This is a genomic window from Paracoccus sp. Z118 (assembly GCF_019061185.1).
Lineage (GTDB): Bacteria > Pseudomonadota > Alphaproteobacteria > Rhodobacterales > Rhodobacteraceae > Paracoccus.
This window is the reverse complement of record NZ_JAHQZU010000005.1, coordinates 180758-206808: the sequence shown is the minus strand read 5'-3', so window position 1 is coordinate 206808 and position 26051 is coordinate 180758. Positions and strand designations below refer to the sequence as shown.

The window sequence follows — 26051 nt, the reverse complement described above, 5'->3', positions numbered from 1 at the left end:
AGCACGGTTCGCCCGTGACGCGAGCGGGTTGTCGCGGGAACCCGCCCGCAAGCCTCCCTGCCCGTCGGGCAGCACGCCACCCGAGCGCCAATCCCCCTCATCTTCTGTCCGAAAATATCCCGCGGGGGTCCGGGGGCGCGAAGCCCCCGGCGCGGCGCCTCTCAGTCGTCCCGCCCCGACAGGTCGCGCGTATAGACCTTGTCCTTCACATCCGCGAGCTCCGGCCCCAGCCGGTTCGACACGATCAGGTCGGCCTCGCGCTTGAACGCCTCAAGGTCGTTCACCACGCGCGAGCGGAAGAAGTCGGGCGCGTCCAGCGCCGGCTCATAGACGATGCACTCGATCCCCTTGGCCTTGATGCGCTTCATCACGCCCTGGATGGAGCTGTGGCGGAAGTTGTCCGACCCGGCCTTCATCGCCAGCCGGTAGATGCCGACGACCCGCGGGTGCCGGGCGACGATCTGCTCGGCGATGAAATCCTTGCGGGTGCGGTTGCTGTCCACGATCGCCGCCATCAGATTCTGCGGCACCCGGTCATAGTTCGCCAGCATCTGCTTGGTGTCCTTTGGCAGGCAGTAGCCGCCATAGCCGAAGCTGGGATTGTTGTAGTGGTGCCCGATGCGGGGATCGCCCGACACGCCCTCGATGATCTCGCGCGTGCTCAGGTCCCGCGCCTCGGCATAGCTGTCCAGCTCGTTGAAGAAGGCGACCCGCATGGCAAGGAAGGTGTTGGCGAACAGCTTGATCGCCTCGGCCTCGGTCGGGCCGGTCAGCTGGACGGGGGTGGTCTGGCCGGTGGTGCCCTTCAGCAGCAGATCGGCGATCCGCCGCCCCCGCTCGCCCCGGTCCCCCACGACGATGCGCGACGGCGCGAGGCTGTCGGCCAGCGCCTGGCCCTCGCGCAGGAACTCGGGGGCGAAGATGATCCGGTCCGATCCGGTCTCCTGCCGCATCCGCTCCACGAAGCCCACCGGAATGGTCGAGCGGATCAGGATCACCGCCTCGCCGTTCACGGCCTGCACCTGCGCGATGACGGATTCCACGGACGAGGTGTCGAACCGGTTGGTCACGCTGTCATAGTCGGTCGGCGTCGCGATCAGCACCAGATCGGCGCCCGCATAGGCGCCGGTCCCATCGGCTGTGGCGGTGATGTCCAGATCGCGGCTGGCGAGCCATTTCGAGGCCAGCGCATCCTCGATCGGGCTGCGGCGCCCGGCCAGCGCGGCGACGCGGTCGGGGTTGAGGTCCACGGCGGTCACCGCATGGTGCTGCGCCAGCATGACGACGTTGGCGGTGCCGACATAGCCCAGTCCCGCAACTGCGATCTTCATTCACGACTCCCGCTTCAACCCGCTGATCTCAAACGATCACGAAACGGCGGCGGCCGTCAAACATCTTGGCGGGCCGCGCCCGCATGGTGCTTTTCCTCGACCAGATCCGATCGCAGGAGCGCGTTGATCCGCCGCTTGAGCGCGGCGCGCTCGTCATTCCTGAGATAGACCGAGCGGGCGAGCGCAATGAACTCCGCGCCGAAGCTGGCCTCGGCTTCCTTCAGGCGGATGTCGTCCTCGATCTGCCACAGCGCCGCATTGACCTGCCGCAGCCCGTCCACCAGCGGGGCGAGCCCTTCCGTGGGCAGCACCGGCCGGGCGACCTCCATCAGCGCCTCGAGCTCGCGCCCCACATTGGCACGGGCGGCGGCGGCCGGAATGCGGGCGGCCTTGATCTCCAGAATCGTGATCTTGTCCAGAAGCTCGCCCCAGGAGACGGGGACCAGCGGGGACGAAGGGGCGGGACGGGCGCTCATGCCCTTGTCTCGCCGCCGCTTGCGGCGCCGTCAAGCGGGGGTCTGCGGCTTCTCAACGCGGCGACCTCCGGCCGCCCGAGGGATCGTCGCAGAGGGGCACCTGCTCCCAGACGCCCCATCGTGATGAACCGCCGCCAATCGCCGCCTGCCCCGCAGCGCCCCATCCTCACGCCTCCCCCAAGGCGTTCGCCGCCTGCGCCACGACGCTCTCCCAATCGCCGGGGCGCCGCTGCCGGAAGATGCGGAGCGAGGGATACCACGGCGTCCGCTCCCCCTCTCCCGGCCAGCGCCAGTCGGCGTCGTGCTTGAGCAGCAGCAAGGTCGGCCGCCCCAGCGCGCCTGCCAGATGCGCCATCAGCGTGTCCACCGTGACCACCCGCGCGGCCCCCGCGATCAGCGCGGCGGTCGCCTGCATGTCCATCGGGCACCCCTCCGGGTTCAGCACCGGCAGCGCGGTCGGCGCGGCCACCAGCGTCACGGCGGGCGGGCGGCAGAGCGGCGTCATCAGCGGCTCGGGGATCGAGCGGGTCTCGTCCCAGTCCCCGCCCCGCCAGCAGAGCGCGGCCGTTCCCTCAGGCATCTGCGCGGCGCTCACCGCCAGCGGCAGGGGCGGCGCATCCTTGGGACGGACACGGAGGGCGAAGGACAGTTCCATGATCTCGATGTCGCAGTCGGAAGGCGGCGCGGGGCAGGCGACGTCGAAGGGGATCAGCCGATCGATGCCGGGATGGCCCCGGAACAGCGGCAGCAGGCGCGGTTGCATCTCGACCGTGACACGCGCCGCGCGGGTCCGCAGCAGCGGCAGGAAACGGGCGAACTGCACCGTATCGCCGAGGCCGTGATAGCAGCGCACCAGCACGCGGCGCCCGTCGAAGGGCCGCCCGTCCCAGACCCAGCGCAGGTGATAGGGCAGGCTCGGATCGTCGCGGCTCGCCGGATCGCGGGCGGCAAGCTCCGCCGCCATGATCTCCCACGCGGCAGGATGATCGCCGCGCCGCATGGCGGCGGTCCAGGGATCGGCTTGCGGAAGATCGGCTCTCATGTCCATCGCGGGTTCAGATAGCCATGCAGAAGGAACGAGGGGAAGCCTTGGCGGACCTTGGCAGCGCGACGGCGGTCTTCCCGATGCGGGTGAGCGCAGACAGTGCCGCCGGACCGCCGCGCTTCCGTCGCCGCGCCCATCTGCCTCGGAGGGATTCCATCCTCGAAAGGCCCCCGATACAGATCGACGCGCCCGACATCACCCGCCTGTCGTGGAGGCGAACCGGACCGATCAGGCCTTGGACGATCCGCGCCACCCCTATACCCAGCCTCTCGTGTCCTCGGCCCTTTCAGGTATGACGATGATCGACGTTGAAACCGTGCCCCCTTCCCCCGCCTTCGCCATCGTCGGCCCCTCCGGCGCGGGCAAGGACAGCGTCATGGCGGCCGTCGCCGCCGCCCGGCCCGACGTGCTGCTGGCCCGCCGCGTCGTGACGCGCCCCGCCGACCCGACCGAGCCGTTCGAGCCCCGCTCGCGCGCGGGCTTCGCCGCCGACCGCGCCGCCGGGCGCTTCGTGCTCGACTGGGATTCGCACGGGCTGTCCTACGGCGTCCCGATTGCAGCGCGTGACGCGCAGCTTTCCGGGCGCGTCCTGCTGGTCAACCTGTCGCGGGCGGTGCTGCCGCAGGCGGCGCTGGCGTTGGCGCCGCTGGAGGTGATCCACCTTGACGCCTCGGCCGAGGTGCTGGCGCAGCGGCTGACGGCGCGGGGACGCGAGGATGCGGGCGACATCGGCAAGCGGCTGCGCGGCGCGGCCGCCCCGCTGCCCGAGGTGGCCGGTCTGGCGGTCCATCGCATCGACAATTCCGGTCCGCTGGACCATGCAGTTCGGGCCGTGCTGGCCCTTCTGCCGCCACCTTCAACAGATCGAGCCTGAAATGTCCGAGACCGTCCTCGCCAATGCCTCACTGATCCTGCCGGACCGCGTGATGACCGGAAGCCTGCTGATCAGGGGCGGGCTGATCACGGGCATCGACGAGGGCGCGGGCGTTCCGCCGGGCGCCATCGACTGCGGCGGCGACCATGTCGCGCCGGGGATGGTCGAACTGCACACCGACAATCTCGAACGCCACATCCAGCCGCGCCCCGGCGTCCACTGGCCCCACGCCTCGGCCATCGTCGCCCATGACGCGGAACTCGCCAGCGTCGGCATCACGACCGTCTTCGACGCCCTGCGCGTCGGCTCCATCGAGGAGGAAGCGGCGGACTACCCCCGCTACGCCCGCCCGCTCGCCTCCGAGATCCTGGCGATGCGCCGGACGGACGCGCTGCGGATCAGCCACTACATCCACCTGCGCGCCGAGGTCTGTTCCGAAACGCTGGTGGCCGAGCTGGACGAGTTCTCGCCAGAGGATCGCGTCGGCCTCGTCAGCCTGATGGACCACACGCCCGGCCAGCGGCAGTTCCGCGACATCACCAAGCTCGCGCAATACGTCCAAGGCAAGCACCGCATGTCCGACGAGGATTTCGCCGCCCATATCGCCCGGCTGACCGATCTTCAGGCCCGCTACGGCGCGCTGCACGAAGCCGCCGCGGTCGAGGTCGGCAAGCGCTTGGGCGCGGTGCTGGCGAGCCATGACGACACCACCCCCGAGCAGGTCGCCACCTCGGCGGGTTACGGCATCCGTCTGGCGGAGTTCCCCACCACGATGGAAGCGGCCCACGCGTGCCGCGCCCACGGCATCCGCACGATCATGGGCGCGCCCAACCTCGTGCGCGGCGGCTCGCACAGCGGCAACGTCGCCGCGGCCGATCTGGCGCGGGCGGACCGGCTGGACATCCTGTCATCGGACTACGTGCCCTCGTCGCTGCTGTCGGGCGCGGCGATCCTCGCCGGGATCTGGAACGACCTGCCCCGCGCCATCGCCACGGTCACGGCGAACCCCGCCGCCGCAGCGCACCTCACCGATCGCGGCCGGCTGGAGGTCGGGCTGCGCGCCGATCTGATCCGCTTCTCGATGCTGGGCGAGACGCCGGTGCTGCGGGAAAGCTGGTCGCGCGGCAGGCGGGTGGCCTGAGGGGAGGGCTTGAGGCCGCAAGGCGGCTTTCGGGCGAAGGCAAGCCGGGGCGCTGCCCCGGAGCCCCGGGATATTTTCAGACAGAAGATGGACGCAGCGTGCCGGTCGGTCTTACAAGAGCGGGCGGGCTGGTTCGGAGCTGCTTGCGTGACGGCGGCGCGCAGCGGGGCGGTGTGATGGGTGGAGTGCGCCGTGATCGGACCGTGCGGTGAAGGGATGGGCGGCCCGCCGCCCCGAGCTCCGCCGGCCTGCTCGGCCTGTCACTCCCCCGAGAACGGCTACGCGCGTTCCTCCGGCTCCTCACCCGCGTTCAGCACCTCGGCGAGCGGGGCGGTCAGATGGCACTGGACGCCTGCGGGGGCGTAGTCGAACTTCACGCTGCCGGTGCCGGTTTCCGACAGACCCATGCGGATCAGCTGCGTGCCGAAGCCCTCCTGCTCGGGTGCGGTCACGGGCGGGCCGCCCTGTTCGGTCCAGCTGAAGGCCAGCATCGGCGGTTGCCGGCTGCTGCCGCGCTGGATCGACCACGCGACCTTCACCCGCCCCCCGGCGGTGGACAGGGCGCCGTATTTCGCCGCGTTGGTCGCGAGCTCGTGGAGGATCAGCGACAGCGTCAGCGAGGTCTTCGACCCGAGCGTCAGGTCAGGGCCCTCGCACGCGATCCGGCCGCCTTCGTCGTGGATGCGGATCGCGCCCATGACGATGGTTCGGATCGAGGCGGCGTTCTTGTGCCCCGACATCACCACGTCATGCGCGCTCGCCAGCGCCCGGATGCGGGCCATCGTCGAGTGGCGGGCGCTTTCCAGATCGTCCGCCCCGCGCAGCGTCTGCGAGACGATGGCGCCAACTACGGCCAGCGTGTTCTTGAGCCGGTGCGCGAGTTCCTGGTTCAGCGTCATCCGGCGGCGCTCGCTCAGCACCTGTTCGGTGATGTCGCGGGCCGCGCCGAGCAGGCGCACGGGCCGGTCGCCGTCGCGGATGATGATGCCCTTCATCGAAGCCCAGCGCTCCACGCCGTCATCCATGCCGATCGCGCGGAACTGCATCTCGAACACGCAGTCCGTGCCGGTGGCCTCGGCCAGCCGGCGCTCGAACTCCTCGCGGTCCTCGGGGTGGATCGCGGCGCGCATGTCCGCCTGCTGCGGCTCGCGGTCCTCGCCGACGCCGAAGACCTGCCGCGTGGTGCGGTCCCAGGCCAGCTCGCCCGTGCGCAGGTCCATTTCCCACAGGCCCACCTGCCCGATCTCGGCGGCCATGCGGCGGCGCTCGTCCTGCTCGGCCATCTTCTGCTCGGACTGGACCCGCTCGGTCACGTCGGTGAACAGGATGACGAACTGCCCATCTCCCATCGGCTGGACCACGCCGTCATACCAGCCGCCCGTGCTGCCGAACTGGCGGGTGAAGCTGACCGAGCGGCCGCTTTCCACGACCCTCGCCGCCCGCCCGATCCAGTCGGCGCTGACCATGGGAAACGTCTTCCGCAGGCGCTTGCCGCGCAGGTCGAGCCCGGGATCGCTCATCAGCCGGGCCCAGGCGGGGTTGTAATCCACGATCCGCCAGTCCTCGATGCGGCCGTTTTCCTCGTGGACCATCTCGCCCACGATCAGCGGCTCCTGTATCGAGGCGAACAGCTTCTGCCAGTAGGCTTCCGAGCGTTTCAGCCGCGCGGCGGTGGCGACCGCCTCGGTCGTCTCGTTGGTGATGCATTGCAGGCCGAGAACGCGCCCCGCGGCATCCCGGATCGGGGTGTAGGAGAATGTCCACCATGTCCGCTCGGGCTGGCCGAAGCGGGCCATCTCGATGGCGTAGTCGCGCACGCTGCTGCCCTCGCCCCGGAAGCCGCGCGTGACCATCCCCTCGACCGCCGGCCAGGCATCGGCCCAGAGCGCGGGCAGCGTCGTGCCCGTCGCCTGCGAGACGCGCGGGCCGAGGGCCGGCAGGTAGGCGTCGTTATGGAAGAACCATCGCGCCTCGCCCCAGACGAGATACATCGACTCGGGCGAGCCCAGCATCGTGTTGACGGCCGCCATCAGCGCAGGGTCCCAGAATTCCGGCGGGCCGAGCGGGTGGTCCGTCCAGTCGAAGGCCCGCAGGTGCGCGCCCGAACTGCCGCCATGCGAAAAGAGCGGGGGGACGGGCATGGCGGCAATAGCGCCGGTGGGAGTGGTCAATTAGGCTTTTCCTGAACGATGCCGGCAAACGCCCGCTTTGTAACCAATGCTGCAAAATCAACCATGGCGCCCCGGCGAGCGCGGCACCCCGTCTTGCGGCGGTATGCCCTGCGGATCGCCATTCGGTGCCGTGCTGAACCAGTTTCGCACGGTTGCGGTCGCGAATCCACCTGCCCGTCGGCGGACGCCGGGGAATCGACGGATTCTTGCCGAGGCGCCGCCCATGCGGGCGGGCGAAGCCGTTCCGCTATGCCGCGCCGCCGTCCGGCCGCGCGGACTTCAGGCCGAATGCGGCGATCACCTGCGCCTCGAACTCCTTGTCGGACAGGCTCCGTCGCAGGGGAACGAACTGCTCGGCTTCCTGCCCGACCATCACCGCGATGTCGCTGTCCGGGTTCTCGATGATGTCCTTGACCGCGCGGGCGATCGGCTCGGGCGACGGCCCCTCGTTGATCGCCTGGGCGACGATCGGCGCGAAATGCGCGACGAGGTCGCGATAGGGCGATGTCTCGGACGTGGTCGCCGGGTTCGCCGCGAGGCCCTTCCTGACGAAGTTCGTCCCGAACAGCCCCGCGAGGATGGAGTGGACCCGGATTCCGAGCGGGCCGACCTCGAGGCGCAGCGAATCGGTGATCCCCTCGACCGCGTATTTGCTGGCGTTGTAATGGGCGAGCAGCGGCAGGCCCATGCGTCCGAGGAACGAGGAAATGTTGATGATGACGCCGCTGCCCGCCTCGCGCATGTGCGGCAGAACCTCGCGCGTCATGCGGATCAGGCCGAGCACGTTGACGTCGAACTGGCGGAATATCTCGTCATCGGTGCCGTCCTCGACGGTGGCGAGCAGGCCATAACCGGCGTTGTTGACCAGCACGTCGATCCGGCCTGCCTCGGCCATGACCTGCGCGACCGCCGCGCGGATCGAGGCGGTGTCCTGCACGTCCAGCCTGACGGTGCTGACCTCCACCCCGCGCGCTTTCGCGGCGGCGGTCAGGTCGGCGTCGCTGCCCCGCACCCCGGCAAAGACCCGATAGCCGGATTCGGCCAGCAGCAAGGCGGTGGCCAGCCCCATCCCGGAACCCGCGCCGGTAATCAGAACGCTCTGGGTCATCATGTCATCCCGTTTTCAGCCGCCATGTTCCGGGACAGCCTAGCATCACGGCGATGCCGCAGCGAGGACGCAAACCGCCGCAGGCGGGTCCGGGCCTGCGCCAGCCCGCCTGCGATCATGCGGCGATGCACCCCGCCCGCATCCGCCGGGGCTGGGGGTTATCCTGCCCATTCCCGCTTGCCTGTCCTGACGAGCCACGGTCCGAGGCCATGCTTCGGGCCACGCGCCCGCCCGCGATCCAACGGCGATGCGCCACCCTCGCATCGGGCGGGGCCAGTGATTATCCTCCCCTCCCCCGCCGGCTTGTCTTGACGAGGCACGATCCGAGGCCATGCTTCAGGCGACGCGCGGGCGGGCGGCGATGCGGAGACAAGGACATGACGGCAGGCGCGCTTGCGGCACGGGGCTTCGATCTGGCGCGGCTTGGCTTTGCCTTCCGCACCGCGCTCGCCTGCTGCCTCGCGCTGGTGATCGCCTGGGCGATGGGGCTGGAGCATCCGCAATGGGCGGGCATGTCCGTCTGGGCCGCCGCGCAGCCCACGCGCGGCCTGCTGCTGGAGAAAAGCTTCTTCCGCTTCGCCGGGACGGTCAGCGGCACGATCATAGGGGTGCTGCTGGTCCTGGGAATGCAGGTCCACCCGGCGATCCTCGTCACCGGGCTTGCCCTCTGGGTCGGGACCTGCACCTGGATCGGGAACCTTCAGCGCGGGCTGGTGGCCTATGGCACGGTGCTGGCCGGCTATTCGGCCTCGATGGTGGCGCTGCTGGATACCGCGCATCCGGATCAGGTGCTCCATCTGGGCGCCGACCGGCTGGCGACGGTGCTGACCGGGGTCGTGGTCGCGACGCTGGCGGGCTGGGCCTTTGCGCCGCGCACCGATGCCGCCGAATTGCGCGGCCGCGTGCGGGCGCTGCTCGCCGATCTTCTGCGCCACATCGCAGGTCCCGGCGCGGCGGAGGGAGGAGAGCGGGCGCTGCTGTCCCGTCTTGCCGCCGTCGATGACGCGCTGGACCCGCAGGCGGCGGGCTCGCTGCGTTCGCGCAGTCAGGTGCGGACCACGCGGGCGGTGCTGCTGGCCGCCGTGCCGCTGCTGCTGTGGCGGGTCGGCGAAGGCGGCGCCACCCGGCCCGCCCGCGCCGTCCTGCTGTCCCGCGCCGCCGACGCGCTGGAGCGCGGCGACATGGACGAGGCCGCCCTGCTGATGGAAACGCCCGAGGACGGCGACGCGGAGTCGCGTCTGCCGGAGAACCTGCGCCGCCTCGCCGGGGCTCTGCGGGACTGGGACCGGGGCAACGCGCCCACGCTGCGCGAGCTTGTCCGGCGCACCTCGCGCCCCGCCGTGCTGCACCGCGACCCCATCGGCGCCGGCCATGCCGGGCTTCGGGCCGGCGGGCTGATGCTGCTGTTCGGCGTGCTGTGGCTGGTGACGGGGTGGGAGGCCTGGCCCTTCGCGCTGCTGGGGCTGTCGGTGATGATCTCGGTCTTCTCGACCTTCGAGAACCCGGCCCACACCATGCGCCACATTTTCGCCGGGCAGGTGCTGGGCGTCATCGGGGCGCTGGTCTGCTGGTCGCTGCTGTGGCCTTTCGCGCAAAGCGGGTTGCAGCAGATCCTGCTGACCTTCCCCTTCATCCTGCTGGGGCCGCTGCTGGTCTCGCACCGGGCGACGGTGATCGCGGCGATGGATTACAACCTGATCCTGCTGCTGATGCTGCAACCCGGATTCCCGCTGACCGGAGAGCTTGCGGACATGGCCGCCAAGGGTCTGGCGGTGCTGTTCGGGCCGCTGGCCGCGTGGGCCGGATACCGGCTGATCTTTCCCATCGACCTGCAACGGCGGCAGGCGCATCTGCTGGCGATGATGCTGCGCGATCTGACCGACATCGCCCGCAGCCCGCGGGCGCTGGATCACCGCCGGGTCTGGCAGGCGCGGCTCTATCACCGGGCGCTGCGGCTGGTGCGCTCCTCGGACCGGCTCGCGCGGGCCGAGGACCGGGCGCTGACGGCGAGCCTTGCGTTCCTCACCCTCGGCCGCGCGGTGATGCGCTGCCATGAACTGCTGCAATCGCCGGGCCTCTCGCCGTCCGCCCGACGCGCCGCGCGGCTGACGCTGGAGCGGCTGGCCCGCATCCAGATCAACCCGCCCCGCGCGGCCTCGGCCCTGTCCCGGCTGGCGCTGCGCCTTCCGGCCGAGGATGCGCGGCTGATGCGGCAGGCGGCGGAGCAGGTCTCCACCGTGACTTCCTGACCGCCACATGCCGCGCCTTTGCGGCGCGCCTTTTCCGTTCAGCGGTCCGCGCGGCGCACCACGGCGTGCAGCAGCATGTTCAGCCCGGCGCGGAAATCCTCGGGTTCGCAGCTTTCCTCGTTGTTGTGGGTGATCCCGCCCCGGCAGGGGGTGAAGATCATCGCCGCCGCGCAGTGCCGGGCAAGGAAATAGGCGTCGTGCCCCGCCTGCGACTGGATGTCGCGCCAGTTCCAGCCCTGCCGCACCGCCTCGTCCCGGACCAGATCGACCAGTTCGGCGTCGAAGATGTCGCCGCCCCAGGTCCATTCGTCCTCGATCTCGATCCCACAGCCGGCCATCGCGGCGGCGGCATGGGCGGCGCGGCGCATCCTTTCGGCCATCACGCGGGCGGTAGCGGGATCGGGGTGGCGCACATCTGCGACACATTCCGCCGTCTCGGACAGGATGCCCGCCTTGTTCGGCCACGCGGCGAGGCGCGAGCCGGTGGCCTTGCCGTCATGCACGGCAAATTCCCAGCCGATATCGTCCACCGCCGTCAGCCAGCGCGCCCCGGCGATCAGCGCGTTGTGGCGCAGGTCCATCGGCGTCGGCCCGGTATGGGCGGTGCGGCCGCGGAACGTCACCCGCATCCCGTGGCTGGGATAACCGCCGGTGACGACGCCGACCTGCCGCTTTTCAAGATCGAGGATCGGCCCCTGCTCGATATGCAGTTCGAAATAGGCGTCGATCTCGCCTGCGCGGCAGGGACGCGGGCCATCATAGCCGATCCGCGCCAGCTCGTCGCCGAAGCGCGCGCCGTCCTCGGCCATCAGGTCATGCGCCCAGCCGAGGTCATAGGCCCCGACGAACACGCCCGAGGCGACCATCGGCGGCGAGAAGCGCGCGCCTTCCTCGTTGGTCCAGTTCACCACCTCGATGGGGCGGCGGGTGACGTGGCCCGCGTCGTTCAGGCTGCGCACGACCTCCAGCCCGGCCAGCACCCCCGCGATCCCGTCGAAGCGTCCGCCATTCACCTGCGTGTCCAGATGGCTGCCGATCAGGATCGGCGGCAGGCCGCTGTCCGTTCCGTCCCGCCGCCCGAAGATCGAGCCCATCGCGTCGATTTCCACCGTCAGCCCGGCCTCCTCGCACCAGCCCCGGAAGACGTCCCGCATCTCGCGGTCGGCATCGGTCAGCGTCAGCCGCGACAGCCCGCCGGGCCGCCCCTGCCCGATCTCGGCCGAGCGTTCGATGGTGGACCAGAAGCGCGTCAGATCGACGCGGGCGTCGGGGGAAAGGCTCATCTCGCGTCCTCGCATGCGGTGCGGCCCGAGGTTGGCGCACGCGGGGGCTTCGCACAAATAACCGCAACTTATGAACGGCAGAGGGGCGGTTATGCCGGGCCCGCGCGCCCTGCCCCGCGGGCACGCCGCTGACCTGCGCCGAAACCGGCCCCGAGGTCTTGCCACTCCCGACCAAAACGCTAGACATGCTCCGACGCCGAAAGCGAGGCTCTCGCCCCCGCCGCAGCCTCCTGCTGCATCGTCGGGGCGCGGGTCATTGCCCCCCGCCGACGGGCGGCGCTTCGCGGGACGGATACGGTTCACTGCTGACCGCCCGCTTCGGCGCAGGTCAGCCACGCACAGGAAAGGAAGCCTCGATGGCCACCCAAGACGGCAAGAGCAAATACCCCTCCACCATGTCCACGGGCGCGCCCGCGGTCAGCGACCGCAACAGCCTGACCATCGGCCAGGACGGCCCCATCGTCCTGCACGACGTGCATTTCCTCGAGCAGATGGCCCATTTCAACCGCGAGAAGGTCATCGAGCGTCTGCCCCACGCCAAGGGCGCCGGCGCCTTCGGCACCTTCGAGACGACCGAGGACGTGTCGAAATACACCAAGGCCGCGCTGTTCCAGAAGGGCGAGCAGACCGAGCTGCTGATCCGCTTCTCGACCGTCGCCGGCGAGCAGGGCAGCCCGGACACCTGGCGCGACGTGCGCGGCTTCAGCCTGAAGTTCTACACCTCCGAGGGCAACTACGACCTCGTGGGCAACAACACCCCGGTCTTCTTCGTCCGCGACCCGATGAAGTTCCCGCATTTCATCCGCAGCCAGCGGCGTCTGCCGGCCAGCGGGCTGCGCGACAACCACATGCAGTGGGACTTCTGGACCCACAACCCCGAAAGCGCGCATCAGGTGACGTATCTGATGGGCCAGCGCGGCCTGCCGCGCACCTGGCGCAACATGAACGGCTACGGCTCGCACACCTATATGTGGGTGAACGAGGCCGGCGACCGCTTCTGGGTGAAGTATCACTTCCACACCCAGCAGGGCATGAAGTTCTTCTCGAACGAGGAAGCCTCGGCCATGTCCGGCTCGGATTCGGACTTCCACCGCCGCGACCTCTTCGCCGCGATCGAAAAGGGCGACTTCCCGAAATGGAAGCTGTCGGTTCAGGTCATGCCCTACGAAGAAGGCCGGACCTACCGCATCAACCCGTTCGACCTGACCAAGACCTGGCCCCACGCGGATTACCCGCTGATCCCGGTCGGCACGATGACGCTGAACCGCAACCCGGAAAACTTCCACGCGCAGATCGAGCAGGCGGCGTTCTCGCCGGGGAACACCGTGCCGGGGATCGGCCTGTCGCCCGACAAGATGCTGCTGGGCCGCGCCTTCGCCTATAACGACGCGCAGCGGAACCGGATCGGCGCGAACTTCCACCAACTGCCGGTGAACCAGCCGAAGGTGCCGGTGAATACCTATCAGTTCGACGGCCCGATGCCCTATCTGCATTCCGGCGCGGCGGCGACCTATGCGCCCAACAGCGAGGGCCGCAGCTGGTCGGACGAGACCGGCCCGGTCCATGACGGCTGGGAAGCCGACGGCGCGATGGTCCGCAGCGCCTACACGCTGCGCCCCGACGATGACGACTTCAGCCAGCCCGGCACCCTCGTGCGCGAGGTGATGGACGACGCGCAGCGCGACGCGCTGGTGGACACCGTCGCAGGCAGCCTGTCGGGCGGCGTGCGCGAGCCGGTGCTGAGCCGCGCCTTCGACTACTGGAAGTCGGTCGATCCCGAGGTCGGCCGCCGGATCGAGGAAAAGGTCCGCTCTGGCTCGGCCCCGCAGCCGGCCGAGGGCATGGGCGAGGCCTGAGGCCTTCCCTCTTCGCACACCCATCGGAAAACGCGGGCTTCGGCCCGCGTTTTTCATTTCCCGGCAGGCGGCGGACGCCCGGCGCTCACATCCCCTGCCGCCGCCGTGAGCGTATTTGCGGGAACGGCGCGGCCCACCCGTTCGTTGACCCCCGAACGCCGCGCGATCGCGGGACCAAGCAGGGGAGCCATCATGGCAAACGCAAGCAGCAAGAAATTCGGTGCGGGCCAGCAGGATCAGGGCAAGGGCGACGGCTCGGGCGGGATGAGCCCGCTGGAGCCCGACGCCACGCTGCCCAGCGAGGCCCTGTCCAACCGCGACACCTCGCGCCATTCGGAACAGCGGGGCCTCGATTCCCGGCACGTCAAGAACGAGCAGGGCCACGAGCATGTCGCCAGCCACGCCCCCGGCGCGGGCGCGGCGGGCGACGTGGACCGCGAGAAGCTGGCGGACGAGCGGCCTGCCTCCAGCCCGCCTGCCTCCGGCACAAGGGAGAACGAGCAATGACCAGCAGCAAGCATCCGAAGACGAAGACCCCGTCCGACGCCGACCTGCGGAACGATCCGGGGATCGGCAGCTCGAAAGGCGCGACCGGGACCGACCGCGAACTCGACGGCGAGAACACCTTCGAAGGCGACGTGATGAACGACACCACGCCCGAAGGCGGCGTCGATCCGAACCAGCGGGGCCGCGAGAACAAGTAGCCCCGCCCCGCAATCGAAAGGAGATCCCGCGATGAGCGATGACAAGACCCGTCAGGGCGACAAGACCCACCAGCAGCAGCGCCAGATCATCGAAGGGCGCGTGGACACCAGCAACGCGGACAAGGATTTCGATCCGCGTCCCTATCTGAACGCCTCAAAGGACGTCCGCGACCGGATCACCGAAACGGACCTGCCGCGCGATCCCACGCCGCTGGCCAGCGACGACGGCGATCCGGCGGTGCGCGGCGAGCATCAGGAGAGCCGCCACCACAAGAACTCCGGCCACCCCGAGGATCAGGACAACGGCTGACCCGCGTATTCCAGCAGAACAGCCTGCGATGCGGCCCCCCAAGCGGGGCCGCGTTCATTTCGGGCCGCAAGCGCCTGAAGATTCGGGTGGATACGGGGCGCAGGCAGCCCCACCCCGGATGAGAAACGTCCCGCCCAGGCGGGGTTTTCCGAACCTCCGTCCGTCCCGCATGGGGTTCGTGGAAATCCGTCTCGCCTGAAGGTGCGACGGAAGGAAGCAGATGCCTTTTTGCCCGCCCCCCTGCCAATTTCGGGGAAGAATGTTCTATATATCCTCAAGCGCACCCTGCGGCGCGGCATGGAGGCCCCCGATGGATCATTTTCCCATCTTCGTTCGCACCCGTGGCAAGTCCGTGCTGCTGGCCGGCGGCGGCGAGGCGGCGATCGCCAAGCTGCGGCTGCTGCTGAAGACCGAGGCGCAGATCACCGTCGCCGCCGAGGACCCCGCGCCCGAGATCGTGGCGTGGGAGGCCGAGGGCCGCCTGCGCCTGATCCGCCGCCGGGTCGAGCCGGGCGACGCGAAAGGCTGCGTGCTGGCTTACGGCGCGCACGAGGCCGAGGAGCAGGACGAACGCGCCCTTCAGATCATGAGCGCGGATGGCGCGCTGGTGAACATCGTGGACGACCTCGCCCGCTCGCAGTTCATCACCCCGGCGATGGTGGACCGCAGCCCGGTCGTCGTCGCCATCGGCACCGAGGGCGCGGCCCCCGTTCTGGCCCGCCGCATCAAGGCGGAACTTGAAGAACGGCTGTCCCCGACGCTCGGCCTTCTGACCCGCACCGCGCGTTCGTTCCGGGGCCGGGCCGAAGCGCTGCGCATGGGTGAGCCGCGCCGCCGCTTCTGGGGCGAGTGGTTCGAGAGCGCGGGCCCCCGCGCCGCCGATACCGGCGCCGATCTGGACGACACCCTGGCTTCGCTGCTGGACCGTCACCTGAACGAAGGCCCCCGCAAGGGGCGGGTCGAGATCGTCGGCGCAGGTCCGGGCGATGCCGAGCTGCTGACGCTCAAGGCCCGCGCGGCGCTGGACCGGGCGGACGTGGTGATCCACGACGCCTCGGTTTCGCCCGAGATCCTCGAACTCGCCCGGCGCGAGGCGATCCTGATCGCCGTCGCGGAGGCAGCGGATGGCCCGACGATCAGCCGCGACGACGCTTCGGCGCTGATGATCCGCGAGGCCCGCCAGGGCGCGCTGGTGGTCCGGCTTCAGACCGGCGATCCGGCGTCCTCCGGGGGACTCGACGGGGACACGGCGGCGCTGACCGCCGCCGGCATCGCCTTCGGGGTGATCCCCGGCATCGCCTCGGCCGGTCCGCAGCGCCAGCCCGCTGCCCTGGAGGAGGCGTGACGATGACGATCCTGCATAGCCGCGACCGGGCCTGCAGTTTCCGCCAGCGCTGTTGTCGCTGACCCAGACGATTCCGGCCGCATCCCGGCCCCCCGTATAGTCCCATACCTGTTTCCCGGAGTTCACCCGATGAGCCGCCGTCCATCCTTCACGCCCAAAATCGTCACCGCCAATCACCTCGGCGTCGGGGACGTCGTTTACCTGTCCGCGAGCGGCGAATGGGTCCGCGACCTGTCCCAGGCCGAGCTGATCGAGGACGAGGCCCATGCCCAGCTTCGCCTGCTGGAGGCCGAAGCGCGGCTGCACGAGGTCGTCGGCCCCTATCTGGCCGACGCCGCCAAGGGCCCGACCGGCCCGATCCCGACCCATTTCCGCGAGGCGTTCCGCGCCTCCGGCCCGTCAAACCGCCCCGACCACCGCCGCGCGCCGCCCGCGCCCGCGACGCCCAAGCCGATCATGACGCACCGCGAAGCCGAAGTCGAAGGAGCCCTCTGATGTATCAGTATAACGATTTCGACCGCGCCTTCCTGGCCGAACGCACCGCCCAGTTCCGCGCCCAGGTCGCGCGGCGGCTGGACGGCTCGCTGACCGAGGAGGAGTTCCGCCCGCTGCGGCTGATGAACGGCGTCTATCTGCAACTCCACGCCTATATGTTCCGCGTGGCGATCCCCTACGGCACGCTCAGGTCCGAGCAGATGCGGGGGCTGGCCTACGTGGCCGAGAAATGGGACCGGGGTTACGGCCATTTCACGACGCGGCAGAACATCCAGTTCAACTGGCCGAAGTTGGTCGATATCCCCGACATGATGGACCACCTGGAAACGGTGGGCATCCACGCGATCCAGACCTCGGGCAACACGATCCGCAACGTGACCGCAGACCATTTCGCCGGCGCCGCCGCCGACGAGATCGCGGACCCGCGCCCCATCGCCGAACTGCTGCGGCAGTGGTCCACCGACCACGGCGAGTTCCAGTTCCTGCCGCGCAAGTTCAAGATCGGCATTACCGGCTCGCCCAACGACCGGGCCGTGACCCGCTCGCACGATATCGGCTTGCGGATGGTCGAACGGGACGGAGAGCCGGGGTTCGAGGTGATGGTCGGCGGCGGCCTCGGCCGCACCCCGCTGATCGGCAAGACCATCCGCGACTTCCTGCCCAAAGCGGACCTGCTGCCCTATATCGAGGCGATCCTCGCCGCCTACAACGCCGCCGGGCGGCGCGACAACAAGTTCAAGGCGCGGCTCAAGATCACCGTGCTGGAAAACGGGCTGGAAGCCTTCCGCGACGCCGTGGAAGCCGAGTTCCCCGCCCGCCGTGCCGCCTTCTCGGGCGCCGACCAGCAGGTGCTGGCCGCCATCGAGGCGCAATTCGCCCCGCCCGAGTTCCGGGGCGGCGATGCGGCCGCCTATGAGGCCGCGCGGGCCGCCGATCCGGTGTTCCGCGCCTGGGCCGACACCAACCTGACCGCCCATCGCCGCGCCGACCACGCCATCGTCACCGTCTCGCTGAAGGCGCATGGCGCGACGCCCGGCGATTGCAGCGCGACGCAGATGCGGGCGCTCGCCGATCTGGCCGACGCGCATGGCTATGGCGAGCTGCGGATCAGTCACGAACAGAACGTCGTCATCCCCCATGTTCCGCGCGACGCCCTGCCCGCGCTGCATGCCGTGCTGAAGGAACACGGGCTGGCCACGGCGAATATCGGGCTGGCCTCGGACATCATCGCCTGCCCCGGCATGGACTACTGCACGCTGGCCACCGCCCGCTCGATCCCGGTCGCGCAAGCCATCGCCCTGACGCTGGAGGAGCGCGAGGCCGAGGTCGGCCCGCTCAAGATCAAGATCTCGGGCTGCATCAACGCCTGCGGGCACCACCATGTCGGCCATATCGGCATCCTCGGGCTGGACCGCGCCGGGGTCGAGAACTATCAGATCACGCTGGGCGGCGATCACACCGAACGCGCCGCGATTGGCGAGCGCACCGGCCCCGGCTTCCCCGCTGACCGCATCGTGCCCGCCGTCGAGCGGCTGATCGACGCCTATCTGGAACTGCGCGAGGGCGCGGACGAGCCGTTCATCGACACCTACCGCCGGCTCGGGATGGCGCCCTTCAAGGCCGCGCTCTACGATCAGGGGAACGTGTCGGATGCCGCGTGATCTCGCCCCGCTCGACGCAGCGGCGGCATCCACGCCGGAACTGGTCGGCCGTGCGGCGGCGCTGAACGCCGCCTATCGCCACCACTCCGCCTTCGCGGTGATGAGCCGGGCGCTGGACGATCCCGGAGTCGGCGCCATCGCGCTGGTGTCGTCCTTCGGGGCGGAATCGGTCGTGCTGCTGCACATGCTGTCGGTCATGGACCGGCGGCGGCCGGTGCTGTTCCTGGAAACCGGAATGCTGTTCCCCGAGACGCTGGCCTATCAGCAGGAACTGGCGGATCGGCTCGGCCTTACCGACATCCGCCTGATCCGTCCCGAAGCGGCGGCCCTGTCCGCCGCTGACCCGTCCGGCGCCCTCTACCTGCGCGACAGCGACGCCTGCTGCGCCGTCCGCAAGGTGCAGCCGCTGGAACAGGCGCTCGCGCCGTTTGCCGCGTGGATCACCGGCCGCAAGCGCTTTCAGGCCGGCACCCGCGCCGCGCTGGAGTTCTTCGAACCCGACGGGCCGCGCCTCAAGGTCAATCCGCTGGCCCATTGGCGGCCCGAGGACGTGCGCGACTACATGGAGAATAACGCTCTGCCCCGGCACCCGCTGGTGGCGAAGGGCTACCTCTCCATCGGCTGCGCCCCCTGCACCACGCCGGTCGCCGCGGGCGAAGACCCCCGCGCCGGGCGCTGGCGCGGGCAGAGCAAGCAGGAATGCGGCATCCACTTCGTGAACGGGCGCGCGGTGCGCGGGCCGGTTCCGCAGGCCGCCGAAACGACCATTCAGACGAAAGCCGACACGATGACCGAGACCATGCCCGAAGCGAAAACCGAAAGCGCCCCGCCCGCCGGCCACCGGATCGCCCGCGACGACGGCTTCCGCGCCGACGACTGGAACGCCCCGTTCGAGCCGCTCGCCAACCTGAACGAGGCGCCCGCGGCTGCGCTGGACCTGCCCTCGACCGCCGATCCGGCCGAGCTTTCGGGCCGTCTGGACGACACCCGGATCATCCGCGTGGACTTCCCCAGCTTCGCGGACGGGCGCGGCTTCACCATCGCCAAGCGCCTGCGCGAGATGGGTTATCAGGGCCGCCTTCGCGCCCGCGGCCTGATCGCCGACCAGTATGCGATGGCCCGCCGCGCCGGCTTCGACGAGGTCGAGGTCAGCGACACGCTCGCCGCCCGCCAGCCCGAGGACCAGTGGCTCGCCCGCGCCAACTGGATGGCGCACGACTATCAGGCGCGGCTGCGGGGCTGACAGCCCCGCTTTTCCTTTCCCCATTCAGAGATGCGGCAGCCGCCGCAAGGATTTTCCCATGAACCAGATGACCGCCGCGAAGCCGCAAGCCGCCGAACCCGTCACCCCCGCCCTGCCCGACGGGGTCGAGGTGACGGCGGTGAAGCACTGGACGGACTGGCTGTTTTCGTTCCGCTGCAAGCGGCCTGCCAGCCTGCGGTTCCGCTCGGGCGAGTTCGTGATGATCGGCCTGCCCGGCGAGCCGGACGAGAAGGGCCGCATCAAGCCGGTCCTGCGCGCCTATTCCATCGCCTCGCCCGCCTGGGACGACGAACTGGAATTCTATTCGATCAAGGTGCAGGACGGCCCGCTGACCTCGCGCCTTCAGCACATCAAGCCGGGCGACCAGATCATCCTGCGCCCCAAGCCCGTGGGCACGCTGGTCCATGACGCGCTGCTGCCCGGCAAGCGGCTGTGGCTGTTCGCCACCGGCACGGGCTTTGCCCCCTTCGCCTCGCTCCTGCGCGAGCCCGAGACGTGGGAGAAGTTCGAGCAGGTCATCGTCACCCATACCTGCCGCACTGTGGCCGAGCTGGCCTATGGCCGCGAGATCGTCGAGGCGCTGCCGGACGATCCGCTGATCGGCGAGTTGATCGGCGACAAGCTGCGCTACTATCCCACCACCACGCGCGAAGAGAGCGGCAAGATGGGCCGGATCACCGACCTGCTGCGCTCGGGCGAGGCGCAGCGCGATCTGGGCGTGGAGCGGATCGCGCCGGAAACCGACCGGGCGATGGTCTGCGGCTCGCTGGATTTCAACATCGACATCAAGGGCGTGCTGGAAGGTTTCGGGCTTGAGGAAGGCGCGAACTCCGATCCGCAGCACTATGTGGTGGAAAAGGCGTTCGTGGGCTGAGGGCCTGACAGCCTCACGAGGAAGGGCTCGACCGATCTCTTTTGGGGCCCGTTTTCATATCACGACAACTGCTGGCGCAGCCCCCCGGCACGGATAAGGCCGTGCGGTTCGCAGCCGGCGTGCCATTCCCCTCCCCTTCCGAAGCAAGTAAGCTGCGGAACCGATTTTCGCCGTTGCCGCAGGACAGCCCATGCCAGAGTCGTATCTGCGGATCGCCCGCGAAGCCGCGCTGCTGTCCGGGCTTCCGCCGGAAATGCAGCAGCGCATCCTTTCGGGCGCGCAGATCGCTCGGTTCACGAGCGGCGCCACCGTGTTCGTTCAGGGGGACGAGGCGGCTGCGGTCTATATCGTCGCCGACGGCTGGGTGAAGCTTTACCGCGTCGCGCCCAGCGGGGCCGAGGCGGTGGTCAGCGTGATGACCCGCGGCCGCAGCTTCGGCGAGGCGGTGGCCCTGCGCGGCGCGCCCTACCCCGTGTCGGCCGAGGCGATCACCGACGCGGTGCTGGTCCGCATCGACGGCGCCCGGCTGCGCCAGCAGATGCACGAGAACCCGGCGCTCGCCACCGCGATTCTGGCCGGGACCTTCGTCCATCTGCAATCGCTGGTGGCTCAGGTCGAACAGCTCAAGGCCCGCTCGGGCGTGCAGCGGGTGGCGGAATTCCTGGCCGATCTCGCCCTCTGCCGCGAGGGGGCTTGCGAGGTGCTGATGCCCTACAACAAGGCGCTGATCGCCGGGCGGCTGGGGATGAAGCCCGAAAGCCTCTCGCGCGCGTTCAACCGCCTGCGCAGCTACGGCGTGCGGATGGAGGCGAACGTCGCCCATATCGAGGATGTCGGCAAGCTGCGCGCGCTTGCCGCCGAGGACCCCGGCAAGGCGTGGATGAAGTGACCGCTCAGGCGAGCAGATAAAGCGCGAGCGCCGCCGCCATGAAAAACCCCAGCACCACCCCGAAGCCGCGCCGGATCGGCGGCACCGCGTCCAGCCCCAGATAGGTGGACAGGATCACCCGCGCCTTCGCCCAGCCGATCAGCAGGATCGCGACCGAGGCGAGCTTCAGCGCCAGCGCGTCGAAGCCCGGCAGCAACTGCGCGATCACTGCGGAAATCGCGCTCAGCCCGATCAGGCTCGCCCAGGCTCTGGTCAGGGGATCGTTCATCGCAGCAGGTATATGATGGGGAACAGGATGACCCAGACGAGATCGACCATGTGCCAGAACTGCGCTCCGGCCTCCACATGGTCGGCGCGGGCGCGGATCGCCACCAGCGCGAGGATACCGACGCCGAAGATCACATGGGCGGCGTGAAATCCGGTCAACAGCCAGTAGAAGGTGAAGAACGTGTGCGCCTCGAAGCCCAGCCCGTTGGCGGCGGCGTCGGCGTATTCCCAGCCTTTCAGCACCAGGAACACGATCCCCAGCAGCCCGGCGAGTCCGAGGTTCACCCGTGTGGGCCCCGTCCGCCCGTGTTCGGCGTCACGCGCGGCGCGGGCGGCGAACCAGCCGGAGGTCACCAGAACCGCCGTGTTGATCGCCGCCGAAACGCGGTGCAGCTGGTCCTGCGAGGCGGCGAACCCTTCGGGATCGCCCAGCCGGATGATGAGGAAGATCAGCAGCCCCGCGCCGAAGACCGCGAGTTCGCTGACGATCAGCACCCACATGATCAGCTCGCCGGGCAGGCTCGCCCATGCGGGCGCGGGGGATGTCCGTTCCTCCGTCATGCGCCGACCAACTGGCGGTAGATCGAGGGCAGCGTCTCGGGCAGCTTGTCGGGATGGGGCACCAGCGCAAAGCCGCCCTGCCCGAAGATGCGCGGGAACCATGACTTGCCGTCGCGGTCCACGGTGATCCCGAAGACGGCGTGACCGGCCCGCCGCGCCTCGCGCACGGCCATGGCGCTGTCCTCGATCCCGTGGCGACCCTCGTAGTGATCCAGATCGTTCGGCTTGCCGTCGGTGATGACCAGCAGCAGCCGCCGACGGCGGGCCTGCGTGGACAGCCCCTTGGACACATGCCGGATGCCCGCGCCCAGCCGGGTGTAGAAGATCGGCCGCAGCGCCGCGATGCGGGCCTCGACCGCCGCGCTCATCGGCTCGTCGAAGGTCTTGCAGGTCCGCACGAACACCCGGTCGCGCTTGAGCGAGGAGAACGCCTGCACCGACACCGCGTCGCCCAGCCCGTCCAGCCCCCAGGCGAGCGCGGCCAGCGCCTCGCGCTCGATATCGATGACGGCGCGGCCGGTGACCGCGCTTTCGGTGGAACGGGACACGTCCAGCAGGATCGACACCGCCAGGTCGCGCGCCTCGGGACGGGTCTGCCGCCAGATGCGGTCGGAGCCCTGCCCGCTGGTGACAAGCCCCACCTGCGAGCGGACGGTCAGTTCAAGGTCAAGCTCATCCCCGTCGCGGTGGCCGGTGGTGGTGACCCGGCCGGGGCGCAGCGCCTCGAACCGCTGGCGGACGGCGCGGATGCGGCGGCGGGCGGCCTCGTCGAAGGGCGCGGCCTCCTCGCCGGGGGTCGGTTCGGGCGTGCTGTCCAGCACCCGCACATGGTCACGCAGATAGGTGCCGCTGCGGGCTTCCCATTCGGGATAGACATGGACGCCGGAAATCGCCTCGCGGTCCACGTCCTCGGGGGAAAGGTCCAGATGCAGCTTCAGCCGCGTCGCCGGGGCCTTGCTGATCTGGCCGAGGCCGAGTTCGTCCTGATCGTCCAGTGCTTTGCGGGCACTGTCGTCGTCGTCATCCTCGACCCGGCGGTTGAGGTTGAGGAACTCGGCCCAGCTGAGGATCGCCTCGAACTTGTGCAGGATCAGGCTGTCGCGGCGGTCGGCGGCGTCGGCCTTGCGGCGGCGGGCGCGGACGGTCTTTTCACCGGCGGTGGATTCCTCGGGCGTGCCCTCGGTGTCGCGCGTCTCGACGCGGGTCGCCTCCGACGCGGCATCGCCTTCCAGATCGGGCCACAGCACGACCGGGCGCATGGGGCGATAGCCGGATGGCGCGGCGATCCCGGACAGGTCGCCGGATTCGATGGCCGCCAGCATCTCCTCGGCGCGGGGGGGCAGCGGCGCGGGATCGCCCAGCAGGGCGCGGGCCAGCGCCTCGACCGCCGCCTCGTTCGCGGGCAGCCGCGAGACGGGCCGGGTGGCCAGCATCAGCGATGAAAGCTCGTGATAGAGACCGGTCATGCCGGGCGCGGACTCCAGCGTCGCCTCGACCGTCGCGCGGGCGGCGATCAGGCGGGCGAGATCGCGGCGCAGCGGGTCATCCTCGACCCGCCCGCCGGCCGCGTGGGCGGCTGCGGCGGCCAGCCACAGATACAGCGCCCCGTTCGCTTCGGGCGTAGGCAGCAGCGCCAGCGAGGCGGGCATCCGCAGGATCGCGCCGTCGAAGCTGGCCTGCGGGATCGCCTCGACGACGGTGCCCAGCTTGCGCCGCCACGACAGCCGGTGGCGGCTGACCCGGTCGGCGTTCGAGCGGAACTCGACCGAGTGATCGCCGCCAAGGCCCCGGAACAGCACCGCCAGACGGCCCGCGACCTCGGTCAGTTCGACGCGGGCATCCTCGTGCATCGGCAGGGCGTCGAAGCCCGAGGCCCAGCCGTGCCACAGCTTGCCGACGGTTTCCTCGGGCTCCCACGGTTCGATTTCGCGCCAAGCGGACATCGGATCAGCCCAGAACCGCCACGACCAGATCGGCGAGGCCGCGCTTGACGTCGGCGTCATCGGTCAGCGGCTCGATCATGGCCGCGGTGATGGCGCGGTTGATCGGCATCCCGCCGGCGATCAGGATCGCGGCGTAGACGACAAGGCGGGTGGAAACCCCCTCCTCCAGATCCTGCCCCTTCAGCGCCCGCAGCTTGCCCGCCAGACGCACCAGCAGCGAGGCGCGGGATTCGTCCAGCCCGCTTTCCTGCACCACGATGGCGGTTTCCTGTTCGCGGCCGGGGAAGTCGAACTCCAACGCCACGAAACGCTGGCGGGTGGACGGCTTCAGCGTCTTCAGGATGTTCTGGTAACCGGGGTTGTAGCTGGCGACCAGCATGAAGCCCGGCGCCGCCTCCAGTTCCTCGCCGGTGCGGTCGATGGGCAGGATGCGGCGGTCGTCGGTCAGCGGATGCAGGACGACGGTCACGTCCTTGCGCGCCTCGACCACCTCGTCGAGATAGCAGATCGCGCCTTCGCGCACCGCGCGGGTCAGCGGCCCGTCCACCCAGACGGTCTCCCCGCCCTTGAGCAGATAGCGCCCGATCAGGTCGGCCGCAGACAGGTCGTCATGACAGGCGACGGTGTAAAGCGGGCGACCCAGCCGCGCCGCCATATGGCCGACGAAGCGGGTCTTGCCGCAGCCCGTCGGGCCTTTCAGCAGCACCGGCAGGTCGTTCTTCGCCGCCGCCTCGAACACGGCGACTTCATCGCTCTGGGGAAGGTAGAAGGGGGCTTCGGCCCCCTTCAGTTTTGCATATGCGTTCATTCCGCTTACTCCGCAGGCTCGATATGGCCGTCCTTGTGGGCTTGCACCGGGCCGGGCGTCACGACCTCGCGCCGCACGACGGCGACCGAGTAGATGAACAGCAGCGCGCCCACCACGACCGCCACGCCCGAGCCGAAGCGCATCCAGTAGAAGATGCCCAGCTGGTCCTGCACGTCCATATAGGCTTCGCCGTTCACCCGCTGAAGATGCGTCTGGACCGTTCCGGCGAAGGTGAGCGTGAAGGTCATGAACAGCATCCCACCGGACATCAGCCAGAACGAGGCCATGTTCAGCACCTGGTTATAGGGATCGCGGCCCCGCATGATCGGCAGCGCATAGGTGACGATCGCCAGCACGAGGCAGACATAGGCGCCGTAGAAGGCCAGGTGGCCGTGCGCCGCCGTGATCTGCGTGCCATGGGTGTAGTAGTTCACCCCGTGCAGCGTGTGCAGGAAGCCCCAGATCCCGGCGCCGAAGAACGCCAGCACGGTGCAGCCGAGGCTCCACAGCAGGGCGGCCTTGTTCGGGTGATCGCGCCGGCCCTTCCAGACCATCACGAAGGCGAAGGCCATCATCGCGAAGAAGGGCACGATCTCGAAGCTGGAGAAGATCGAGCCGATCCACTGCCAGTAGGCCGGCAGGCCGATCCAGTAGTAGTGGTGCCCGGTCCCGAGGATACCCGAGAACAGCGCCGTGGCGACGATGACATACAGCCATTTTTCCACGACCTCGCGGTCCACCCCCGTCAGCTTCAGCATCAGGAAGGCCAGGATCGCGGCCATGATGAGTTCCCAGACGCCCTCGACCCACAGATGGACGACATACCACCAGTAGAGCTTGTCCAGCACCAGGTTGACCGGGTTGTAGAAGGCGAACAGCCACAGCACCGCCAGCCCCCAGAGGCCCAGCAGCAGCACGTTGGAAATCGCGGTCTTGCGCCCGCGCAGCACGGTCAGCGTGACGTTATAGAGGAAGATCACCGCGGCGACCGCGATGCCGACCTTGACCCAGGTGGGCTGCTCGAGGAACTCGCGCCCCTGGGTGCCCAGCAGATAGCTGCCCTGGAAGAAGTTGAAGATATACGTCACCACCGCGCCCAGCGTGCCGACGACGAGGATCAGCAGCTGAAGATAGGCCAGCATGGGCGAGTGGATCTCGCGCTCGGCCTCTTCGGGGACCAGGTAGTAGGCCGAGCCGAAGAAGCCCAGCAGCAGCCACACGATCAGCGAGTTGGTGTGCAGCATGCGGATGATGTTGAAGGGCAGGATCTCGGACAGCCAGTTCGGCTGGACATAGATATAGCCCATCATCAGGCCGAACGTGACCTGCAGCGCGAAAAGCGCCAGCGCGCAGCCGAAATAGGTGTAGGCGATGCGTTGTGATTGATATTTCATGA

24 protein-coding genes and 1 pseudogene are annotated in these 26051 nt (G+C 69.4%); 14 read left to right on the top strand and 11 right to left on the bottom strand.

What is annotated here, in order from left to right; translation table 11 throughout:
* Positions 1 to 161: 161 nt before the first annotated feature.
* The 3 genes from KTN05_RS06310 to KTN05_RS06300 all read right to left on the bottom strand — a co-directional run bounded on the left by KTN05_RS06310 (position 162) and on the right by KTN05_RS06300 (position 2849).
* Positions 162 to 1331: a nucleotide sugar dehydrogenase gene (locus KTN05_RS06310; RefSeq protein ID WP_217328530.1), complete on the bottom strand. Its 1170-nt coding sequence runs from the start codon at positions 1329 to 1331 to the stop codon at positions 162 to 164.
* A 56-nt stretch (positions 1332 to 1387) separates the two neighbouring features.
* Entirely contained in the window at positions 1388 to 1807 is a 420-nt protein-coding gene (locus KTN05_RS06305) for a DUF6165 family protein (RefSeq protein ID WP_217328529.1), read from the bottom strand.
* 166 nt (positions 1808 to 1973) lie between these two features.
* Positions 1974 to 2849, bottom strand: coding sequence for a glycosyltransferase family 9 protein (locus KTN05_RS06300; RefSeq protein ID WP_217328528.1), 876 nt, complete (start codon positions 2847 to 2849; stop codon positions 1974 to 1976).
* A gap of 301 nt (positions 2850 to 3150) precedes the next feature.
* On the opposite strand from KTN05_RS06300, the gene KTN05_RS06295 reads away from it, so the two are divergent.
* Positions 3151 to 3726 carry a phosphonate metabolism protein/1,5-bisphosphokinase (PRPP-forming) PhnN gene (locus KTN05_RS06295; protein WP_217328527.1) on the top strand — a complete coding sequence of 192 codons (576 nt, stop codon included), beginning with the start codon at positions 3151 to 3153 and terminating at the stop codon, positions 3724 to 3726.
* Between the two features lies 1 nt (position 3727).
* A complete protein-coding gene (locus KTN05_RS06290) occupies positions 3728 to 4867 on the top strand; it encodes an alpha-D-ribose 1-methylphosphonate 5-triphosphate diphosphatase (protein WP_217328526.1) in 1140 nt (379 codons plus the stop codon).
* A gap of 278 nt (positions 4868 to 5145) precedes the next feature.
* Here KTN05_RS06290 and KTN05_RS06285 read toward each other — a convergent pair whose 3' ends face one another.
* Both KTN05_RS06285 and KTN05_RS06280 read right to left on the bottom strand, forming a co-directional pair.
* Positions 5146 to 7008 carry a PAS domain-containing sensor histidine kinase gene (locus KTN05_RS06285; protein WP_217328525.1) on the bottom strand — a complete coding sequence of 621 codons (1863 nt, stop codon included), beginning with the start codon at positions 7006 to 7008 and terminating at the stop codon, positions 5146 to 5148.
* A 277-nt stretch (positions 7009 to 7285) separates the two neighbouring features.
* Positions 7286 to 8146 (bottom strand): SDR family oxidoreductase, encoded by an 861-nt coding sequence (locus KTN05_RS06280; protein WP_217328524.1) that lies wholly within the window; start codon positions 8144 to 8146, stop codon positions 7286 to 7288.
* A 377-nt stretch (positions 8147 to 8523) separates the two neighbouring features.
* Here KTN05_RS06280 and KTN05_RS06275 point away from each other — a divergent pair, with 377 nt between their 5' ends.
* Positions 8524 to 10395 carry an FUSC family protein gene (locus tag KTN05_RS06275; RefSeq protein ID WP_217328523.1) on the top strand — a complete coding sequence of 624 codons (1872 nt, stop codon included), beginning with the start codon at positions 8524 to 8526 and terminating at the stop codon, positions 10393 to 10395.
* A gap of 38 nt (positions 10396 to 10433) precedes the next feature.
* On the opposite strand, the gene KTN05_RS06270 is transcribed toward KTN05_RS06275, so the two are convergent.
* Positions 10434 to 11678: a Zn-dependent hydrolase gene (locus KTN05_RS06270; protein WP_217328522.1), complete on the bottom strand. Its 1245-nt coding sequence runs from the start codon at positions 11676 to 11678 to the stop codon at positions 10434 to 10436.
* A gap of 356 nt (positions 11679 to 12034) precedes the next feature.
* On the opposite strand from KTN05_RS06270, the gene KTN05_RS06265 reads away from it, so the two are divergent.
* From KTN05_RS06265 to KTN05_RS06215, 11 genes and pseudogenes are all read left to right on the top strand, one after another.
* Positions 12035 to 13534: a catalase gene (locus KTN05_RS06265; protein ID WP_217328521.1), complete on the top strand. Its 1500-nt coding sequence runs from the start codon at positions 12035 to 12037 to the stop codon at positions 13532 to 13534.
* A gap of 192 nt (positions 13535 to 13726) precedes the next feature.
* On the top strand, positions 13727 to 14041 hold the full coding sequence (locus KTN05_RS06260) for a hypothetical protein (protein ID WP_217328520.1): 315 nt from the start codon (positions 13727 to 13729) through the stop codon (positions 14039 to 14041).
* Positions 14038 to 14238: a hypothetical protein gene (locus tag KTN05_RS06255; protein ID WP_217328519.1), complete on the top strand. Its 201-nt coding sequence runs from the start codon at positions 14038 to 14040 to the stop codon at positions 14236 to 14238. The genes KTN05_RS06260 and KTN05_RS06255 overlap by 4 nt, the downstream gene beginning before the upstream one ends.
* Before the next feature lie 31 nt (positions 14239 to 14269).
* Positions 14270 to 14548: a hypothetical protein gene (locus KTN05_RS06250; RefSeq protein WP_217328518.1), complete on the top strand. Its 279-nt coding sequence runs from the start codon at positions 14270 to 14272 to the stop codon at positions 14546 to 14548.
* 310 nt (positions 14549 to 14858) lie between these two features.
* Positions 14859 to 15893 (top strand): SAM-dependent methyltransferase, encoded by a 1035-nt coding sequence (locus KTN05_RS06245; RefSeq protein ID WP_217328517.1) that lies wholly within the window; start codon positions 14859 to 14861, stop codon positions 15891 to 15893.
* A gap of 129 nt (positions 15894 to 16022) precedes the next feature.
* Entirely contained in the window at positions 16023 to 16388 is a 366-nt protein-coding gene (locus KTN05_RS06240) for a DUF2849 domain-containing protein (RefSeq protein WP_217328516.1), read from the top strand.
* Entirely contained in the window at positions 16388 to 18049 is a 1662-nt protein-coding gene (locus KTN05_RS06235) for a nitrite/sulfite reductase (protein WP_217328515.1), read from the top strand. The genes KTN05_RS06240 and KTN05_RS06235 overlap by 1 nt, the downstream gene beginning before the upstream one ends.
* A pseudogene (locus KTN05_RS06230) lies at positions 18039 to 18794 on the top strand (phosphoadenylyl-sulfate reductase); the annotation flags it as partial. The gene KTN05_RS06235 and the pseudogene KTN05_RS06230, both read left to right, overlap by 11 nt.
* A 42-nt stretch (positions 18795 to 18836) precedes the next feature.
* Entirely contained in the window at positions 18837 to 19292 is a 456-nt protein-coding gene (locus KTN05_RS06225; protein WP_371823286.1) for a DUF934 domain-containing protein, read from the top strand.
* 58 nt (positions 19293 to 19350) lie between these two features.
* Positions 19351 to 20187 (top strand): ferredoxin--NADP reductase, encoded by an 837-nt coding sequence (locus KTN05_RS06220; protein WP_217328514.1) that lies wholly within the window; start codon positions 19351 to 19353, stop codon positions 20185 to 20187.
* 190 nt (positions 20188 to 20377) lie between these two features.
* Positions 20378 to 21076 carry a Crp/Fnr family transcriptional regulator gene (locus KTN05_RS06215; protein WP_217328513.1) on the top strand — a complete coding sequence of 233 codons (699 nt, stop codon included), beginning with the start codon at positions 20378 to 20380 and terminating at the stop codon, positions 21074 to 21076.
* 4 nt (positions 21077 to 21080) lie between these two features.
* On the opposite strand, the gene KTN05_RS06210 is transcribed toward KTN05_RS06215, so the two are convergent.
* The 5 genes from KTN05_RS06210 to KTN05_RS06190 are packed head-to-tail and all read right to left on the bottom strand — an operon-like array spanning position 21081 to position 26049.
* Entirely contained in the window at positions 21081 to 21344 is a 264-nt protein-coding gene (locus KTN05_RS06210; RefSeq protein WP_217328512.1) for a hypothetical protein, read from the bottom strand.
* Positions 21341 to 21904 carry a cytochrome c oxidase subunit 3 gene (locus KTN05_RS06205; RefSeq protein WP_254368017.1) on the bottom strand — a complete coding sequence of 188 codons (564 nt, stop codon included), beginning with the start codon at positions 21902 to 21904 and terminating at the stop codon, positions 21341 to 21343. Before KTN05_RS06205 ends, KTN05_RS06210 begins: the two co-directional genes overlap by 4 nt.
* Positions 21901 to 23847 carry a nitric oxide reductase activation protein NorD gene (locus tag KTN05_RS06200; RefSeq protein WP_217328578.1) on the bottom strand — a complete coding sequence of 649 codons (1947 nt, stop codon included), beginning with the start codon at positions 23845 to 23847 and terminating at the stop codon, positions 21901 to 21903. The genes KTN05_RS06205 and KTN05_RS06200 overlap by 4 nt, the downstream gene beginning before the upstream one ends.
* A 4-nt stretch (positions 23848 to 23851) precedes the next feature.
* Entirely contained in the window at positions 23852 to 24655 is an 804-nt protein-coding gene (locus KTN05_RS06195; RefSeq protein WP_217328511.1) for a CbbQ/NirQ/NorQ/GpvN family protein, read from the bottom strand.
* A 5-nt stretch (positions 24656 to 24660) separates the two neighbouring features.
* Entirely contained in the window at positions 24661 to 26049 is a 1389-nt protein-coding gene (locus KTN05_RS06190; RefSeq protein ID WP_217328510.1) for a cbb3-type cytochrome c oxidase subunit I, read from the bottom strand.
* Positions 26050 to 26051: the final 2 nt, after the last annotated feature.